This is a genomic window from Pleomorphomonas sp. NRK KF1 (assembly GCF_023721755.1).
Lineage (GTDB): Bacteria > Pseudomonadota > Alphaproteobacteria > Rhizobiales > Pleomorphomonadaceae > Pleomorphomonas.
On record NZ_JAMDLH010000004.1, the window covers coordinates 103,630 to 120,406 of the forward strand.

The 16,777-nt window shown below is 64.1% G+C and carries 14 protein-coding genes; 5 read left to right on the plus strand and 9 right to left on the minus strand.

From position 1 onward, the window contains the following. Positions 1 to 278 precede the first annotated feature (278 nt). Entirely contained in the window at positions 279 to 2,033 is a 1,755-nt protein-coding gene (locus M4J39_RS11915; protein WP_251728112.1) for an alpha-amylase family glycosyl hydrolase, read from the minus strand. 153 nt (positions 2,034 to 2,186) lie between these two features. Here M4J39_RS11915 and M4J39_RS11920 point away from each other — a divergent pair, with 153 nt between their 5' ends. Together M4J39_RS11920 and M4J39_RS11925 are read left to right on the plus strand one after the other, a co-directional pair. Then, the gene (locus M4J39_RS11920; RefSeq protein ID WP_251728114.1) at positions 2,187 to 3,047 is read left to right on the plus strand and encodes a hypothetical protein; all 861 of its coding nucleotides are present in this window, start codon (positions 2,187 to 2,189) and stop codon (positions 3,045 to 3,047) included. A gap of 273 nt (positions 3,048 to 3,320) precedes the next feature. Further along, the gene (locus M4J39_RS11925; protein ID WP_251728115.1) at positions 3,321 to 4,172 is read left to right on the plus strand and encodes a hypothetical protein; all 852 of its coding nucleotides are present in this window, start codon (positions 3,321 to 3,323) and stop codon (positions 4,170 to 4,172) included. 256 nt (positions 4,173 to 4,428) lie between these two features. On the opposite strand, the gene M4J39_RS11930 is transcribed toward M4J39_RS11925, so the two are convergent. Then, positions 4,429 to 5,763: a globin-coupled sensor protein gene (locus M4J39_RS11930; RefSeq protein WP_251728117.1), complete on the minus strand. Its 1,335-nt coding sequence runs from the start codon at positions 5,761 to 5,763 to the stop codon at positions 4,429 to 4,431. Positions 5,764 to 5,985: 222 nt separating this feature from the next. Here M4J39_RS11930 and M4J39_RS11935 point away from each other — a divergent pair, with 222 nt between their 5' ends. Next, positions 5,986 to 6,504, plus strand: coding sequence for a DUF2478 domain-containing protein (locus tag M4J39_RS11935; RefSeq protein WP_251728119.1), 519 nt, complete (start codon positions 5,986 to 5,988; stop codon positions 6,502 to 6,504). A gap of 13 nt (positions 6,505 to 6,517) precedes the next feature. Here the strand turns inward: M4J39_RS11935 and M4J39_RS11940 are convergent, their stop codons facing one another. From M4J39_RS11940 to M4J39_RS11960, 5 genes are all read right to left on the minus strand, one after another. Further along, positions 6,518 to 8,155 carry a methyl-accepting chemotaxis protein gene (locus tag M4J39_RS11940; protein ID WP_251728121.1) on the minus strand — a complete coding sequence of 546 codons (1,638 nt, stop codon included), beginning with the start codon at positions 8,153 to 8,155 and terminating at the stop codon, positions 6,518 to 6,520. A 261-nt stretch (positions 8,156 to 8,416) separates the two neighbouring features. Then, positions 8,417 to 9,001, minus strand: a complete 585-nt coding sequence (locus tag M4J39_RS11945) for a hypothetical protein (protein ID WP_251728123.1) — start codon at positions 8,999 to 9,001, stop codon at positions 8,417 to 8,419. 267 nt (positions 9,002 to 9,268) lie between these two features. Further along, positions 9,269 to 10,165, minus strand: coding sequence for an SDR family oxidoreductase (locus M4J39_RS11950; protein ID WP_251728125.1), 897 nt, complete (start codon positions 10,163 to 10,165; stop codon positions 9,269 to 9,271). Positions 10,166 to 10,272: 107 nt separating this feature from the next. Then, positions 10,273 to 12,033, minus strand: a complete 1,761-nt coding sequence (locus M4J39_RS11955) for a hypothetical protein (protein ID WP_251728127.1) — start codon at positions 12,031 to 12,033, stop codon at positions 10,273 to 10,275. A 22-nt stretch (positions 12,034 to 12,055) separates the two neighbouring features. Continuing rightward, on the minus strand, positions 12,056 to 12,721 hold the full coding sequence (locus M4J39_RS11960; protein WP_251728129.1) for a hypothetical protein: 666 nt from the start codon (positions 12,719 to 12,721) through the stop codon (positions 12,056 to 12,058). An 84-nt stretch (positions 12,722 to 12,805) separates the two neighbouring features. Between M4J39_RS11960 and M4J39_RS11965 the strand changes: the two genes are divergently transcribed. Further along, complete coding sequence (locus M4J39_RS11965) at positions 12,806 to 13,870, plus strand: hypothetical protein (RefSeq protein ID WP_251728130.1); 1,065 nt, start codon at positions 12,806 to 12,808, stop codon at positions 13,868 to 13,870. Positions 13,871 to 13,876: 6 nt separating this feature from the next. Here the strand turns inward: M4J39_RS11965 and M4J39_RS11970 are convergent, their stop codons facing one another. Both M4J39_RS11970 and M4J39_RS11975 read right to left on the minus strand, forming a co-directional pair. Beyond that, entirely contained in the window at positions 13,877 to 14,323 is a 447-nt protein-coding gene (locus M4J39_RS11970) for a DUF3788 domain-containing protein (protein WP_251728132.1), read from the minus strand. 199 nt (positions 14,324 to 14,522) lie between these two features. Beyond that, positions 14,523 to 15,683 carry an alpha/beta hydrolase gene (locus M4J39_RS11975; RefSeq protein ID WP_251728134.1) on the minus strand — a complete coding sequence of 387 codons (1,161 nt, stop codon included), beginning with the start codon at positions 15,681 to 15,683 and terminating at the stop codon, positions 14,523 to 14,525. Between the two features lie 410 nt (positions 15,684 to 16,093). Here M4J39_RS11975 and M4J39_RS11980 point away from each other — a divergent pair, with 410 nt between their 5' ends. Next, entirely contained in the window at positions 16,094 to 16,702 is a 609-nt protein-coding gene (locus M4J39_RS11980; protein WP_251728136.1) for a TetR family transcriptional regulator, read from the plus strand. Positions 16,703 to 16,777 lie beyond the last annotated feature (75 nt).

Here is a 16,777-nt window from a genome sequence, read left to right on the forward strand (position 1 = left end):
CGGGATCGTCAGGCGACACCGACAGCCGGAAACGCGGCGCTGTTTTCAAAGGGCCAAAACGCCCCCAAAAGATGAACTCGAAATATTCACATGCCTGATCAATGATATTTGGCAATCAATACTGAGGCCAAGCCTCCTACGCCTGTGAGGCTTGGAGTAAGCGCCAATTGAAGTCAACGGCGGCGATCGATCTGAGACGGATCGCATGTAGTTTGCGATGAAATGATGGTTGAACGCCCTGCCCGTCGCCCGATAGCGCGGTTCGGATCGAAGGCGCCTCACCCCGACAGCACGGCCCAGCCGTGCCCCGGCAGGGCAACGACGCCGGCACCCCTTTCGAGCGTGCCATGTCCCAGCAGCAGGCTGTCGGCGCCCCCGGCGGGCACGCGAACCGCCTCGTCGGACACATTCAGCGCCAGGATCAGGCGATTGCCCTCGGCATGCACCTTGATCACCATGTGCTTGTTGTCGAGATGCAAGGTCTCGCTCTTGGCCCGAACCAGCCAGGGGTTTCGGCGGCGCAAACCGATCAGGTCCTGATGAAGCCGGTAGACCGGCAATCCATCGTCCGAAAGCAGGGCCGGCCCCTCCGGGAAGGCCGGGCGAAGGGCGTCGTCACCGCCTGCCCCACTGCCCTTGACCGCCCGGAAGCCGCGTTCGTCACCATAGTAGACGCAAGGCACGCCGCCGCTCATGAACAGCAGCACCAGCGCATGAGGCAGGTGACGCGCGTCGGTCAGCTGGCTGGCGATCCTAGTCACGTCGTGATTGCCAACAAAGGTCAGCGGCACGAAGGCGTCCATGAAGGCGTTGTGGCGGTCGAGCGCCCAGGTCAGCTCGAAGAAGTTGGTGTCGTTGAGGGCGCTCCACACGGCCTTCCAGAGTTCGTATTGCGTCACCGCATCCATGCCGGTCTCCCGCACGAAGCCGGCATAGTCGCCGTGAATGACCTCGCCGAAGACATAGGCATCCGGATGGGCGTGGCGCACGCGCGGCAACACCTTCGTCCAGAAGGCGCGCGGAGTGGAATAGGCCGCGTCGAGCCGCCAGCCCGCCACGCCGCGATCCATCCAGTGCGTCATCACGTCGACCACGTAATCGGCGACGGCGTCGTTGTCGTGGTTGAGCGCGACAAGCCTCCGGTGCCCCTCGAACGTGGCGTAGTCGCCGCCATCGCCGAGCGGACGGAACCAGCGCGCCGCCTCTGAACCCGGACCGTTGGCCTCGGCCTCGACGAACCGGGGGAAGGCGCGCCCAACGTGGTTGAACACGCCGTCGAGCACGACGCGCAGGCCGCGCCGACTGGCGGCGGCGATCAGGCGGTCGAAGTCGGCCTCGTCGCCGAGGCGCGGGTCGATGCGGAAGTGATCGATCGTGTCATAGCCATGCGTCGACGAAGCGAAGATCGGCCCCAGCAAGATCGCGGAAACGCCAAGCTCGACGGCGTAATCGAGCCAATCGACGATCTTCTCCAGCCGGTGCTCCACCGGCCCCGTGGGATCGGCGACTTTCGGTGCGCCGACGAAGCCCAGCGGATAGATGTGCCAGAAGATGGCATATTGAACCCAATCCGGCATGTGCGCCCCCTGCATGACTGAATCCACATTGTGAAAGGCGAGCTTGAGCAGGATGCGCGACACATCGGCCAGCAAGGCCCGGTCCTGATCGCCCAGGGCCTCCGAGACCACCTGCACCAGCCACTGCCCGCGCTCCAGCAAATCCGCGTCCAGCGCGCCGACACCCTGGGATGTCAGCGCGATGATGAGTTCGCGTTGGTCCTCTTCGCTGCGTGTCCGGGCGATCAGCCCGTCCTCCTCCAGCCGCTTGACGATCCTGGTCAGCGACTGGGGCTGCAGCCGCTCCTCCCGCGCCAGCTGCCTCGCCGACATCGGCCCATGCACGTGCAGCGTGTTCAGCATGCTCGACGCCGACGAGGTGACGCGTCCGGACGCACGCTCGGCCCGCAGCCTGCGCCCGAAGGCCAACACCGCCTTGATCAGGGTGGCCGCTTCTCTTTTCGCGCGATCCGTCATAACGATACGCATAGCGTACTATATGCATGGGATCAAGATATCCAGACGGTTTCTCCACCTGACCACAACCTGGGACGCCGCCGTTCGGAACGCGGTTGGCACAATTGATGCGAGAGATGCCCCACCACTCCAACCGGAAAGGCGAACAGTTCGATGCAACTCCCCGTTCTGGGTACCATCCCGACCGTCACCTCCCTCCCGGCAACCGGCAGCGCGGCGTCGCAGGCCGACGATACCTCCACCCGCTTTGGCGCCAAAACCGCGCCAAGCACAGCGAAGACGAATGACAACGTCGTTTCCAGTCCGGCATCGCTTCTGGCGGACGAGATGCAGGCATCCGTGGTCGAAATTCAAGAAAAGGCCAACTCGGAAGCCGACAAGAAGGAAACCGTCGTCATCAATGGACTCTCGGTCATCACGTCCGGTCACAGCATAGATCAGCGGCAGGGCGTATCTTTGCTGAGAACGGTCTCCAGCTCGGATATGGATCAACTTCGCAACACCCTCACCTCCTTCGTACCCAGGGAGACCGATGCCGACAACGACCAGGCCCAGGCCAAGGCGGGTGACGGCATTGAGGTGATCGAAATCCAGATCAACGGAGGCATGAAGGAGACGTCGGCCAAGGCGAACACCGCACTGGGGTTCGGGGCAACTTCTGCCTACACGACCGACGACTGGTTCCGCATCGAGGGCGACTGGAGCACCGGAGACCCGATGAAGAAAAGCAACTCGGACGACGCGATCGAGGCCGACCAGCGTTTACGCCTTGAAAGACTGATGAACTCGGTCTCCGCCGAAAAGGAACTCCAGTCGAAATATGGTGACGACGTCAAGCTCGTCTATAGCCAAGTCGACAATTCCTACATCATGCTGACGCCGGACGATGCAAAATACAATGAGATGCAGAGTGTCGAAAGCGGGATACAGGACGTGATCCGCGATGTCCGCATGGGCTACATGGACGGGGACGTGGCCAACGACGTCATGAACAAGTACGGCTACTCGGTCTAGACGGACCGGGGCGCGCCTCCGGCGAGACGGGATATGTCAGACGGATCAGTCCACTAGGTCCTATCGACCGCCTGGGGCCCACCAATAGCCCCCAGGCCCTCCCGGCACGGCAATCTTTGCCCTCACCGGGCAGATTCTGCCCCCAAGAGGTGGCGCCGCCGCCCTGCCCGCCGTCCACCGGCGCAAGCCGCGGACAAGCCATCGGCACACTTACGGCTCTAACCACCGCAGCCCCCATCAGGAAAGGCGACCCGGACGATGCAAATCTCCTCCTTGGCAGCCAAGCCGCTCCTGACCTCCCTATTTGCCACCGGCGCGTCCTCATCACGCGCCGATGGAACCGCTGAGGAGATCACCAAAGCAGGCGCCATCGGCGACCTGAAAGTCGCGAACAACAACGTTTCCCGCCCGAGGTCCCTTCTTTCGGACATGATGCAGGCCTCGCTGGCAGGACTGCAGGAACAATCCGGCTCTTCGACCGCAGGGAGCGGGAGAACGTCCATCAACGGCCTTTCGATCATCACGTCAGGCCACAGCCTCGACGAACAAGAAGGCCAGTCTCTGCTTAGGACCGTCAATGCCAACGAACCTCAAGGCACCACAGAGAGCCTTGCCGATCAGATCGCGGCCCTCAAGGACGTGCCAGGCGACAAGGCCTCCGTCATTCCCGGATCGGGATACGAGGCGCAGTTGCAAGATACCGATGTCGGCATGACCGAAACGTCGGTGACCGCATTGGGGCCACGGAAGGACGGAGCATACTCCGCCTACATGAGCGATGACTTCTTCTACATCGCAGGCGGCTGGAGCAACGGCGACCCGATCAAGGACATCAAAGCGACGGGCACCTCGGAAGCGGACGCCGACGCCCGTCTTCGCCTTGAACGGCTGATGAACACGGTCGAAGCCGAGCGCAAGCTCAAGGCGCAATATGGCGACGACATCAAGCTCGTCTACAGCCATACCGACAACGCCTACATCATGCTGACGCCGGACGACGCGCGATACAGCGAGATGAAGAGCGCGGAAAGCGGCGTGAGCGATGTCTTTGAAGAAGTCCGCAGAGGCTTCGTGAACAAGGACGCGGTCGCCGACATCCTCAAGAAGTACGGCTACGAGATCTAGAACAACCCCAGCAAAAGCCGGAACCGCTTTTGCGTCCGGAGTTGCTTCAAAAACAAAGAACTAGAACCTATTGGCGAACAAGAGATCGCCGGACGGGCTGTAAGACAGGAGGATGGCGCCCAAACGCGGGCACCATCTGCAACAGCCAATAGGCCATCATACGGCGGCACGTAAAGACGCGAGCGCCCGGTAGAGTCAACGAACGATATCCGATGGTCGGCTCATCAGCCTGTGAGCCGACCTCGCGACAGGGGCGCTACTTCTGCGCCACCTTGGCCGTGAATGTGGCGACGGACTGTTTCAGCACGCCGGCCTGCTCCACCAGCTCGTGGGAAATGCTGGAGACGCGGCCCGCCGTGGCGGAGGTCTTCCGGCCTTCCTCCACCACCTCGCCGATGGCGGTGGCGATCTCCTCGGCCGAGCGCGACACGCCCATGGCCGAGCCGGCGATGTCGGCGGTGGCCGCCGACTGCTGTTCGACGGCGGCGGAGATGGCCGTGCCGATGCGCGCCACTTCCTCGACGGTCTCGGTGATGCCGGAGATGTCGGCGACGGACTGCTGGGTCGCCTGCTGGATGGCGGCGATCTGGCCGGTGATTTCCTCGGTCGCCCGTGCCGTCTGCGAGGCGAGCGACTTCACCTCCTGCGCCACGACGGCGAAGCCCTTGCCCGCCTCGCCGGCCCGCGCCGCCTCGATGGTGGCGTTGAGCGCCAGAAGGTTGGTCTGGGCGGCGATGGACGAGATCAGCTCGACCACCGAACCAATCTTGTCGACGGCGTCGGCGAGGCCCTTCACCGAACTGGCGGTGCGGCGGGCGCCATCCACCGCCTTGGAGGAAACGGCAAGCGACGCCCCGGCCTGGCGGCCGATCTCGCCGATCGAGGCATGCAGCTCCTCGGTGGCGGCGGCGGTGGTGGCGATGCCCTCGCCGGTCGTCTGCTGGGAATCGCGGATGCTGTCGCAACGCGCCGTCACCGAGGCGGCCTGCGTTTCGAGCGCGCCCGAGCTGGCGCCGAGGTCGGACGTCATCTTGGCGAATTTGCCGAGCAGACCGTTGATCGAGGCGTCGAACTCGCCGATCGCCTCATGGACGCGGTCTTCCCGGTCGGAGATCTGCTGGATCAGCGTCTCGCCATAGACGGACACGGCGATATCCATGTCGAGCATCGCCGCCTTGGTCACGGCGGCGATCATCCGCGCCGCCCTGGCGCCCGACAGGCGGGCGTGCTTGCCCATGATCACCGAGACCTGCTGCAACACGTCGTTGTAGCCTGCGATGTACCAGTGCGGCTCCAGGCCGATGCGCACGTGGGCGAGGCCGACGCGCCGCACGCTCTCGAAGTAATCCTTGTCGAAACGGGCCGAGAACAGCCGCTTCCAGTGGTCGTATTGCGCCTTCTTGAGGTGGTCTATGCGCCCGCGCACCAGGGCGGCCAGCTTGGGCTCCTGCCCCCAGCGGCTGTAGAAGGCCGCGAAGATGGATTCCATGTGCGGATCGAGGATCAGCCAGGCGGCGCGAATGTCATCGCTGGCCGCCGTGTCGATGCCATAGGCCTTCGTATGCCCGCTAAAATCGTCCCAAGCCGCCATGCCGCCCTCCGGAGGACAGAACCGGATTCGTCCAAGAATCCCTAACTTCGGGCACTATTTATGCGGGTGGTTTACAATCCATGAATTCGGCACCCCTCCAAGGTAAGCTTTTAGAAGAACTCCAGAAAATCCGCCTTTGGAGCGGCATTTTTGACAAGAGGGAAAGGGACGCTCTACGCTTGCGCCGACGGGCGTTCCCACCACCGAGAGAGACACGCAGACATGGCCATCCTCGCCGCCATCCTCTACCCGCCGGAAACCGATATCGACGGGCTCCTTGCCAGCGTCGCGCGCAAGGTGGCGGCAGCGGGCGGGCGTGTCGGCGGCGTGGTCCAGGGAAAGGCCGAAGGCGGCGCCGGCCTGGCGCTGACCGACCTCGCCAGCGGAACCGTCCGCCCCATCTCGCAGAACCTCGGCCCGCTCTCCACCTCGTGCAAGCTCGACACCTCGATCATGGCCGAGATCACCGGCAACCTCGAACGCCAGATCGACGCCGGCCTCGACCTTCTCATTCTCAGCCGCTTCGGCATCCGGGAGATCGAGGGCGGCGGCTTCCGCTCGCTGTTCGGCCGGGCCATGCTGGCCGACACACCGCTTCTTGCCGGCGTCCGCGTCGAACATGCCGTAGCATGGGCGGCCTTCCACGGCGGCCTCGGCCACGATCTGCCGCCGGACGAAGCCGCGGTTCTCGCCTGGGCCGAGACGGTGGGGCGCAAGGCACCCCACCACGCTGCCAGCTAAACCGGGCTCGCCGTCACGCGGCGGCGGAGTTGGCGAGATACTCCTCGACGATGTCGCCGAAATCCCGGATGCCCCGCTCGACCGTCTGGGCGGTGACGTTGACTTCTCCGGCGACGCTGACGGTCTCCGCCGACGCCGCTTCCACGGTCTCGACCTCGCCGGCCACCATCGCCGTTCCCTCGGCCGCCGTCGCGATGGACCGGCTGATCTCGTCGGTGGCCAGCGACTGCTGCGTCACCGCCGCGTCGATGGCATCCGACAGCGCCTTCACCGAGGCGATCTTGTGGGTGATGCCCTGGATCGCATCGACGGCCGTTCGCGTGCTGGCCTGGATCTGGGCCACCTGCGAGGCGATGTCGTCGGTCGCCTTGGCGGTCTGCCCGGCAAGGTCCTTCACCTCGGAGGCCACCACGGCAAAGCCCTTGCCGGCCTCGCCGGCGCGCGCCGCCTCGATGGTGGCGTTCAGCGCCAGAAGGTTGGTCTGGGCGGCGATGCCCCGGATCAGGTCGACGACGGCGCCGATGCGGTCGGCGGCATCGCTGAGCGCGCTGATCTGCCCCGACGAGGAAACCGCCTCGGCATCCACTTCGGCAACGGCCTCCGTCGACCGGCGGATCTGCTCGCCGATCTCCTGGATCGAGCTCGACAGCTCCTCCGCCGCCGCGGCCACCGACCGCACGTTCGACGAGGCCGAGTTCGACTTGTCGCGCATGGCCTCGGCCCGGCGCCGGGTGTCGCTGGACGTCGTCGACAATCCCTCCGCCGTCGCCTTGAGGGCGGTCATCTGCTCGTCGACGGTCCCCTGCATGCGGGTGGCGGCGTCGCGGAACGCCTCGGACAGGGCCCTCAAGCGCTGCTCGCGGCTGCGCTGCTGCTCATAGCTTTGGCGCTGCTCGTCTTCCAGGCGAAGCCGTTCCTCGACGCCGAGCCGCAGCACCTCCACAGCCGAGGCGATCTGGCCGATCTCGTCGGCGCGGCCGCGATAGGGAACGTCGAGATCGGTGCGCCCGTCGGCCAGCGCGCCGATGGACTGCTTGAGCAGGCCGAGCGGCCGGGTGACGATCCGCCCGATGAAGTGCAGGACGATGAGGATCATGGCGACGGCGCCGCCCAGAAGGGACGCCGAAATCTGTCCGGTCAGCGCATTGATGTAGTGCGACAGGGTGTCGGTCCGCCAGGCGATGGCGATGTGCCCCATGGGCTTGCCCACCTTGTCCTTGCCGACGGGCATGACGATCAGCACCGCGCCGTCGACGGCGCGCGACGACCCGACGGTCGGGCTGGCCGCCAGCATGTCGCCCGCCTGGGCGTCGATATAGGCGGCGTCGGCGTTGGCCGCTGCGAAATCAGTAATCGTCGAGCCATCGGCGGCGAGCACGCGCACCCTGAGGATCGGGGGCGTCGGCTCGCGGATGAACTCGGCGTAGGCCTCGGCGACGACGTCCTTCTTCTTCCACTTGATGCCGCCCTCGGCCGCCGCCGCGATCAGCTGCGTCATCTGCAAGCGGGCGTCTGCGAACTCCTCGCCGATGATCGCCGTGGTGCTGCGCAGCGAAACCAGGGCCGTGGCGGCGATGACCAGCAGGATCACGGCGGTGAGAATGGCGGCGATCTTGGCCTTGAGCGAAAGGTTGAGAAGCGCTTGCGGCATGGTCCGTTTCGTCTCCGCGACTTGGAAGGCATCCGAGGCTCGGGCCACGGATCGTGGCGCACCGACGGGCGCGGCCTCTCGCGGGGCCGCGTCTCACCGGTACGAAGCGTTGGCTCTCAGAGCCTGATCTGAAACTCGCTGGGGCGCGGCAGATGGCGACGGGTTCGAGAACCGGAGCGGAGCGAACTTGAGGTTCGTGAGCACCGGAAGCGCAGAACACTAAGCCAGATGCCCACCCCAGTAGAGTTTCGGGTCGGGCTCTCAAAGACCTTCGACGTTGAGGCCGACCGTGATGGCCCCAATGGCCGCGCCGGTCTTCGGATCGACGATGGTGGCGCTCACCTGCGTCTGCAGCTGCTGCGTCGACTCGTCCTTCTCGACTTCGTCCACGAAGATGGCGCCCGGACCGGCCTGGAACGACTTCTGCCACTTGGCCTCGTCGCCCTGCCAGTAGTCCGACGTCGGATCGCTCTGACCGACGTTGAGCCCCTTGTCGTCGGTGACGAACAGCTCGGTGATCACGCCCTCCGACGCTTCCCGCTGTTCCATCAGGAACTTGGACAGAGGCGAGGCCAGCGCCTCGTCGATCATCGGCTTGTCGCCGGCTTCGACCTCGGCCCGCCATTTCTGGTCGAGCGCGTCGACGTCGGCCTGCTGCAAACCGGCGAACTTGGCATTCTGCGCGTTGATCGCATCGACGACCACCGCCTCGGACAGGAACGGAACGACATGCTGTTCAACATAGGCACGGGCGGCGGCCACGTATTCGTCCTCGGCCAGGGCCGGATTCGCCCCCACCGTGGAACACAGCAAAAGACCAAGCGCTACATATCGGCCAATCGTCATGGAACCCTCCAAAATTGACTGGAGATGATTCCCATGACTCAGGTTACCGACAAACTAAAATTCCTATTTGAGAGAACAAAATACAATAACGAAGACCAAATGACTTGAAATCATTAAGCAGATATATGGATCATTGGCATTTTTAACTAGAAGAGGAACCCGGATATACGAACGGACTAGACAATTTCGACAGATACCTATCGGGCGGCATCGCGGGTTTGCGGGCAGACCGCCCCGGCCTTTCGCCGGAGCGGCCGCTTTCGGTTGTCAGGCGCTCGCCGAATAGTCCATCCGCTGAAGATCCTCGATCAGGCCGGGGCCGGTCGGCGTCCAGCCGAGGCGCTGGCGGGTCCACTGGCTCGACGCGCTGAGGTCGAGAGCGGCGAAGATGGCGAACCAGCCGAACTGCTCCTGCGCCTCCTCCGGCGCGATCGAGCGAGCCGGAAGCCCGAGGCCGGCGCCGACCGTCTCGGCGATCTCGCGCGCGCTGACGCCCTCCTCCGCCACCGCGTTGTAGCGCTCGCCCCGTTGCCCCTTGTCGAGAGCGAGAACGTAGAGCTTGGCGACGTCGCCGACATGGCCCGCCGACCAGCGATGGAGCCCCTCGCCGAGATAGCCGGCGACACCCTTCTGCCGGCACATGGCGACGTAGGGCGTCACCAGCCCCTGCTTGGCGGTGTCGTGCACCTGCGGCAGCCGCACCACGCGCACGTCGACGCCCGCCTCAAGCGCCGCGTTGCCGGCCTCCTCGGAGGCGATGCGCGGGTTGGGATGCGCCGTGTTGAACACCGTCTCGATGGCCGGCTTGCCACCGCCCTGTTCGCCCATGCCGACGCCCGAGGTGATGATCAGCGGCCGGCTGGAGCCCTTGAGCACCTCGCCGAGCGCCCCGATCACCCGCCGGTCCTTCTCGCAGTTCTCCACGAACCGGCTGAAGTCGTGGTCGAAGGCGGTGTGGATCACCGCGTCGGCCTCCGCCGCGCCGGCCCGAATGCTGGCGAGGTCTTCGAGTTCGCCATGGTGGACGGCGGCGCCCGTCGCCCTGAGCGCCTCGACGCCCCGGTCGGACCGGGTCATGCCCAGAACCTCGTGCCCGGCCGCCAGAAGCTCCGGCACGATATGCGAGCCGATGAAGCCGGTCGCACCCGTCAGAAATACGCGCATGGAAGATGTCTCCGCTGTTGTGATGCGGAGACCTTAGCGCCCGGTTTTCACGGTAAAAGACGTGACCTTATAGGGGTATAAAGCCTAACAGGATGCGCTGCGTCCGGTCAGTTCATCCGGCGCACCTTGGGACGAGGCGCCTCGCCTCTCACCTCCTCCAGGCAATCGGAAAATCGCTCGAACGCATGGCCGAAGCCACTCAGATCATAACGCCCGGGCGGGATGCCTTTTGCCTTTGTCCGCAGCATCTTGCTGTGCGTGAGGAAGTCAACGAAGTCCTGGTTCAACTCATGAAGCACGGCATATCCGGATTTACTGTCCTTGAAGGTCTTGGCCGTCACCCGAAAGGTGGTCTGCGTCTCGTTTACGACTTCGAGCTCATACTCATCTTTCGCCGGGCTCCAATGTTCCCGAACAAACGCCATGTAATAGGTCGCTTTGGTGCTGGCTGGCCTTGAAACCAGAATTATCCCTTTTGAACCGTAATCGAGGGCGACGGAGCACGTTCTTTTTGCTCTGTCGGCAGCTACCGTCCAATCGTCCCCGCCATCATAGATGCTGTCGATCTCCTCACGGACCTCCGCAGAGGCGACGTCATCGGGCTCCTCACGAACCTCCGGAGAGGCGACGCCGAACTCGCGCACGCAGTCGCTGAACCGACCTAGTCCTGGGCGAAAGCCCTTCACGTCGAACTCACCATACCTTGTAGCGTCAAATCTGACCAACAGGGCGTCGGTCTGAGCGACGTCCTTTACAAAACTGGCAGCCAGACCATCGATTTTATAGTAACCCTTCCCCTTGTAATTGAACGCCGTCGCCTCACCCGAGGAAAAAACCCAGCGTCCACCTATTTCATAGAAATACTTTCCTTTCTCCGACGGAAACTTGTCCACAAAAGTCGCACTATATATCGGACCGCCGTGTAATGACGCGAAGAAGTGAATAAGCAGACTTTGCTCTCCGAGAGAAATATCGATCAGGCAAACGCGGTCGCCCTTGTTGATATCCACAGTCCAGCTGTCGCCTTCATCGTAACGCGCTGCCTGAGACGATGCGTCGCGCCCTTCCTCGGGCCTTTGCGGCGCCGGCTCGCGCTTCGGCTCCCGCCTGGTGGGCGAGAGGTCCGACTTTGGCGGCCTGTTCACCTGCGCGACGGCGGTTTCCGGGTGGTTCCGCGCGTCCAGGGATGGAATGATGGACGGGGTCGGATCAAGCGGCACTCGTCCCGCCTCGACCTCCAATGCGCAGGCGAGCATGCGATGAACGGCGTCTTGCGCGCCATCCAGGGAGAAGCGCGCCTGCGTCTTTCCATTGACGACAAGCGACAGACCGTTCCCGCGAGCGAAACGTCCGACATCGTCCGCCGTCAAATTCTCGATCGTTACGCCCTTGTAGCTTGAAACCTCGACGCCGAACCCTTTCCCCTCCCACGACAGATCGCCGTCATAGTGGACTTCGACGGCGTACTTCTTGTCACCCACATACTTCCACGTCTTGCCCGACATCATCGCGAAGAAGTTCAGGTCGCCCCGGCTATGGTCGCCACCCAACATGAGCATCGCGTCACCCTCGAAGAACGTGAAGGTCAAACACGATTTTCTCGGCATGTTCACACCGACGGACCAACCCGGCTTGTCGTCGTAGTCCTTGTCGGGAACGTAATAGTCTCCGTTCAACGCACTGTAACCATACGACAGGCCGTGGAACGGCAGATACAGCAAGACAAAGACGACAAGCCGCAGACGAAGAAGCACCGCTGGCATGGTGAGAACGCCCCATTCCCAAAACCCAAGTGTGGATTGAATGCGATCCAACCCTTGGGCGCAACCGTAGCCTTGCGGATGTGAACAAAAAGAAAACATCATCACCGGAAGAACGCCGCCCGGCCGCTCAGTTCATCCGGCGTGCCTCGGGCGCGGAGGGCTTCCCGCCTTTCAAATCCTTCAGGCAATCGTAGAGCAGAGCAAAACCCTTGCGGAACCTACCCAACCGGTAATCGCCGCCGCCGATACCGTCGGTCTTCACATGGAGAGTCTTGCTGTTGGCAAACGCCCCGAGCACATCCGCATCAAACGGTCCGACCATGACGTACCCAATGCCCGCAGGAGCCCTGAACCCGCGCCCCTGCATGGACATTAAAGTCGAATTCTCGTTCTTGATCTCATATCTATAGAGCACATCCTCGGGACTAAAATCATTACTTCCAAAGGAAACGTGATATTTCGTTATCCCACCAACAGTAACGGAATTGAAAAGGAAGTAGACCGTCTCAAACCTCAGAGCAAGTGAACAAGACGCTCGCTCCTCGTCCAGGTACACGCGCCAATCACTACTCTCACCGTAGAGTTTTGGCCCCGACTTGCCGTCACTGGCTTCCGCAAGAGAGCCAAAGCCGAGAAGCCCCAGAAGCACAACCGGGAGCAGGAGCCAGTTCCAGACAGACCGCAGCGTCATGACATAACCACCCGCACGAGAAACCAAGTGTGGATTGAATGCGATCCAACCCTTGGGCGCAACCGTAGCCTTGCGGATGTGAACAAAAAGAAAACAACGCATGGCTCATCGGCGCCGCGATCGTTTCATCGTCACGTCCAGTGTGGTATCGGCCTCATGGCAATGGCAACCCAGGAACTCCTCGCGATGACGCTTCTTCCTCCGACCTACGACATCGGCAAATCCTACGAGGAGAACCTCAGCGCCGGCCCGGTCTACGCCGGCGCCATCCCGCCCATGCCGGCCACCGGGAAGACATGGTCCTTCCTGGGCTTCGATCTCTCCTCCCCGATCGGCGTGCCGGCCGGCCCGCTGCTCAACGCCGCCTATGTCGAGCTTTACGCCCGCCTCGGCTGGGACGTGCCCGTCTACAAGACGGTGCGCAGCATCGCCCGCGCCTCGCATCCCGTGCCGAACTGCCTGTTCATCGCCACCGACATGCTGGCCGAAGCCGACGCCCACACCACCCGCACCGTCGCCCCTGCGCCGCAGTCGGTCGACGGCCTCACCATCACCAACTCCTTCGGCATGCCCAGCATGGCGCCGGCCCACTGGCAGGCCGACGTTCGCCGCGCGGCCGGGGCGATGCGGCCCGGCCAGCTCATGGTGGTCAGCATCGTCGGCACCCCCGGCGCCGACGGGCGCGGCCTTGAGGACGACTTCGCCCACACGGCGGCGCTGGCCAAGGCGGCCGGCGCCCGCGTCATCGAGGCCAACTTCTCCTGCCCCAACGTCGCCAGCGCCGAGGGCGAGCTGTTCCGCGACGCGCGCACCTCCGCGTCCATCGTCCGCAAGATCAAGGAGCGGATCGGCGACACACCGCTGATCATCAAGATCGGCGCGCTGCCGGAAGACCACCTCGCCGCGGTGATCGAGGCCTGCCTGCCCTTCATCGACGGCGTCGCGGCGATCAACACCGTGCCGCTCTCCATCGTCGATGCCGCTGGCAACCAGGCGCTTCCCGGCAACGGCCGCCTGAAGAGCGGCGTCTGCGGCGCCGCCATCGCCGGCGTCGCCACCGAGATGACCGCCCGCCTCATTGCCATCCGCGATCGCCTCAAGGCGACCTTCGCCGTCGTCAGCGTCGGCGGCGTCATGACGGAAGGCGACATCGACCAGCGCCTCGCCATGGGCGCCGATCTCGTCATGTCGGCCACCGCCGCCATGTGGGATCCGCTGCTCGCCGCGCGCTGGAAGAGCCGCCAAGGATAAACCGCCTCACGCCCTCGGCGGGCGCTTCAGGACGAGAAGCGCCTTTGCGTCGCCAAGGTCCGTATCCGAGGCGATGGCGATCCTGAGCCATTTGCCGTCGTGGAAGGTTTCCGCCGCGTCGTAGAGCGCCATCAGGCGCGGACCGAGCTCGTCGCGCCGCGCCTCCACCTTGTCGCGCTCCACCCCGCCCAGCACGATCACCACCGAGAAGGCGCGGTACTCGGGCAGCAGCGTGCAGAAGGCCTTGGATTTCTTGTAGCGCAGCGACCAGCCGTGCTTGCGTCCGCCATAGATCCAGTCGGGCGCGACCACGCCGGGGTAGGAGGCGGAAATCCACTCCCTGAGCGCCGTCCAGCAACCGAAGGCGGCCTCCCCCATCCACTCGCGAACCGCCGCCTCATCCGGCACCGCCGACTTGTCGGTCAGCCGGTCGCCGATCTCGGGCACGTTCATGCCACGCCCTCCCGAAGCACTCCCGGCGAAGTCTATCGCCAACCGTGCCGGGACGTGCATTCGCCGTTCGGACCGAAGCGTTCAAACGAAAGCCGCGCCTTGCGGACATCCCCGCTCCCGCCAGGCAGGCTGAAACCTGACCGGCGGAGGAGAAGGCGGCCGTGCCGACCGCGACCGGCACGAACCCGGCGCGAACCCATCAGGCGTAGCGCGGCGCCGACGGCCCGAGACCGATCGAGCAGAGCCAGTTCAGCACCACCTCGCGCGTCACGTGCTTGTTGTCGACCTGGCAGTGCTCCAGCCCACCGAGGCGACGCTCCTCGAGCGGCAGGAACGTCTTGGACTTGGATCCGGCCTGCTCGTAGTTGGTCAGCGCCTGCCGGAGCGGATTGGGCTGGACCAGCGCCTCCTCGGCGCCATGGACGATCAGGAGAGGGCACTCGATCTGATGCAGGACGCCTTCGAGATCGTAGGCGAACTTCGGGTCGTTCGCGAACTCGTCGAGGCTCTTGGCGCCGAGGATGCGAAGGCCGTGCGCGGCGAGGCTGGGGGGCATCCACTTGAGCATGGCAGTCCAGTCGAACTTGTGCGTGCCGCCGTCCGAGATCACCGCCGCGATGCGCTGATCGAAGGAGGCGAAGCGCAGGGAGTCGTAACCCGAGAAACTTTCGCCGAACACGACGATCTTGTTCGGATCGACTTCCGGCCGCGTCAGGAGGAAGTCGATGGCCCTGGAGTGGAACGCCTCGCTGTCGGCGCGGCGCGTCTTGCCCTTCTCGTAGAGCGACAGGCTGGTGCCCGGCTGATCGTAGACGAAGAAGTTGTAGCCGCTCTCGATGAAGGCCGGGCCGAGATTGAAGTAGTTCTCGGTGGAATGCTCCTCGCCGCCATTGAGCGCGAAGAGGGTCGGCTTCGGGCCGTCGACCCAGCGCGGCGAAAAGAAGTAGCCGTCCAGCAGCACGTCCTCATAGGGGACCTGCACCTTCTCGGGACGGACGTCGAAATACTCCCCGGCTCGCTCGAAAAGCTCGATCGACTTGCGGATCAGCCGAACCTTCTGGGCCTCGTCGTCCTTCACCATGAACTCGGCGGTCCGGATGTAGTTGCAGGCGCGCGAATAGGCGTCTCGCGCGGCGTACCAGTTGCCCACCGCCTCGGCCTGCCGGCCATGCCGCTCCACGGCCTCGGCCGTCGCCAGCCATTCCCGCACCCACGTCTCGTCAACGTTGGGATCGATCCGCTTGCAAGCCTCGAATATCTCGGTGGCATCGGCGAATCCAAGGGAGGCGAGCCCAAGGATCTTGGTCACCTGGAAGGACTTTCCGTAGTTCTCGGGCCAATGGCTGAATTCGATGGTCACGGTTTTGCTCCTTTGGCAATGGTGCGTGCTTGCGCAGAGACCTGAGGCCAGCCGACGCGACGGTCGTCTCTCGTGCCTTTCGGGTCGTCGCCGGAACTCGATTGCCGTCTCCGGCCGGTGATACGCGTTCCGCTTGGTCCGGACTCATCCGGCTCAAGCCGGTTTCGGCCTGACCGGCCTGCGCCCGATCGGCATCGGCCGATGGCGTCTCCACCTGTGCACCGTCTCACAATTTTGCGTGTCACGCAATATTACTGTTTATGAAATTATTACAGTCACGCATTTATTACCCCACTCGAACGACTTCGTCCTCCTCAGTCGGGGTCGCCCGCCGTCCGTCGCCTTGGAAACCCAGCCTGCAACCCGTTGCCCGAGTGGTCTTTTCCACCAATGAAGGTAAGATCGACCGCATGACAATGGATAGCCCTCCCCTCGGACTGCGCGAACGGAAGAAGCGCGCCGTGCGCGCCAACCTCAGCGCCATCGCCCTTCGCCATGCGCTGGAGCGTGGCGTCTCGCAGGTGCGCATTGAAGAGATCGCGGCGGAGGCCGACGTCTCCCCGCGCACCTTCAACAACTACTTTCCGAGCAAGGAAGCGGCCATCATCGACAGCGCCACCATGCGAGCCGAGCGACTGTGCGAGCTCCTTGCCGCCCAGCCCGGCGAGCTGTCGCTCCATGAGGCGCTCAGCGCCGCCCTGATGACGCTGTTCGAGGATGAACCCGACCGCGACTGGATCAGCCGCGCCAGACTGATCCGCGCCGAGCCGTCGCTGTTCGCCGAAGCCGCCAAGGCGGATCTCGACATAGAACAGGCCGTTGCCCTCGAGATCGGCCGACGAGCCGGCGTCGATGGCGCAACATGCCTTGCGCCCCGCCTCGCCGCGGCAACGGTGGTCGCCGCCATCCACGCCGCCGTCGCCTTCTGGCTGGACGCCAACGACGGCACGCTCCGAGAGGCGATCGGCGAGGCCATGTCGCAGTTCCGCATCGCCGACATCGCCCCCGGCGGGGCGTGAGCCCGGCCCGAAGCCGACCGCCCAAACGAAAGCCGCGCCCCTCACTTTCGCGAAGAGCGCGGCCTTGTCATCTTT

Bases quoted from the DNA above. Each gene is read 5' to 3' on its own strand.
- M4J39_RS11945 (WP_251728123.1), bottom strand. From the start codon at position 9,001: ATGACGATTGGCCGATATGTAGCGCTTGGTCTTTTGCTGTGTTCCACG.
- M4J39_RS11920 (WP_251728114.1), top strand. From the start codon at position 2,187: ATGCAACTCCCCGTTCTGGGTACCATCCCGACCGTCACCTCCCTCCCG.
- M4J39_RS11940 (WP_251728121.1), bottom strand. From the start codon at position 8,155: ATGCCGCAAGCGCTTCTCAACCTTTCGCTCAAGGCCAAGATCGCCGCC.
- M4J39_RS11915 (WP_251728112.1), bottom strand. From the start codon at position 2,033: ATGACGGATCGCGCGAAAAGAGAAGCGGCCACCCTGATCAAGGCGGTG.
- M4J39_RS11970 (WP_251728132.1), bottom strand. From the start codon at position 14,323: ATGAACGTGCCCGAGATCGGCGACCGGCTGACCGACAAGTCGGCGGTG.
- M4J39_RS11965 (WP_251728130.1), top strand. From the start codon at position 12,806: ATGACGCTTCTTCCTCCGACCTACGACATCGGCAAATCCTACGAGGAG.
- M4J39_RS11960 (WP_251728129.1), bottom strand. From the start codon at position 12,721: ATGCGTTGTTTTCTTTTTGTTCACATCCGCAAGGCTACGGTTGCGCCC.
- M4J39_RS11930 (WP_251728117.1), bottom strand. From the start codon at position 5,763: ATGGCGGCTTGGGACGATTTTAGCGGGCATACGAAGGCCTATGGCATC.
- M4J39_RS11935 (WP_251728119.1), top strand. From the start codon at position 5,986: ATGGCCATCCTCGCCGCCATCCTCTACCCGCCGGAAACCGATATCGAC.
- M4J39_RS11980 (WP_251728136.1), top strand. From the start codon at position 16,094: ATGACAATGGATAGCCCTCCCCTCGGACTGCGCGAACGGAAGAAGCGC.
- M4J39_RS11950 (WP_251728125.1), bottom strand. From the start codon at position 10,165: ATGCGCGTATTTCTGACGGGTGCGACCGGCTTCATCGGCTCGCATATC.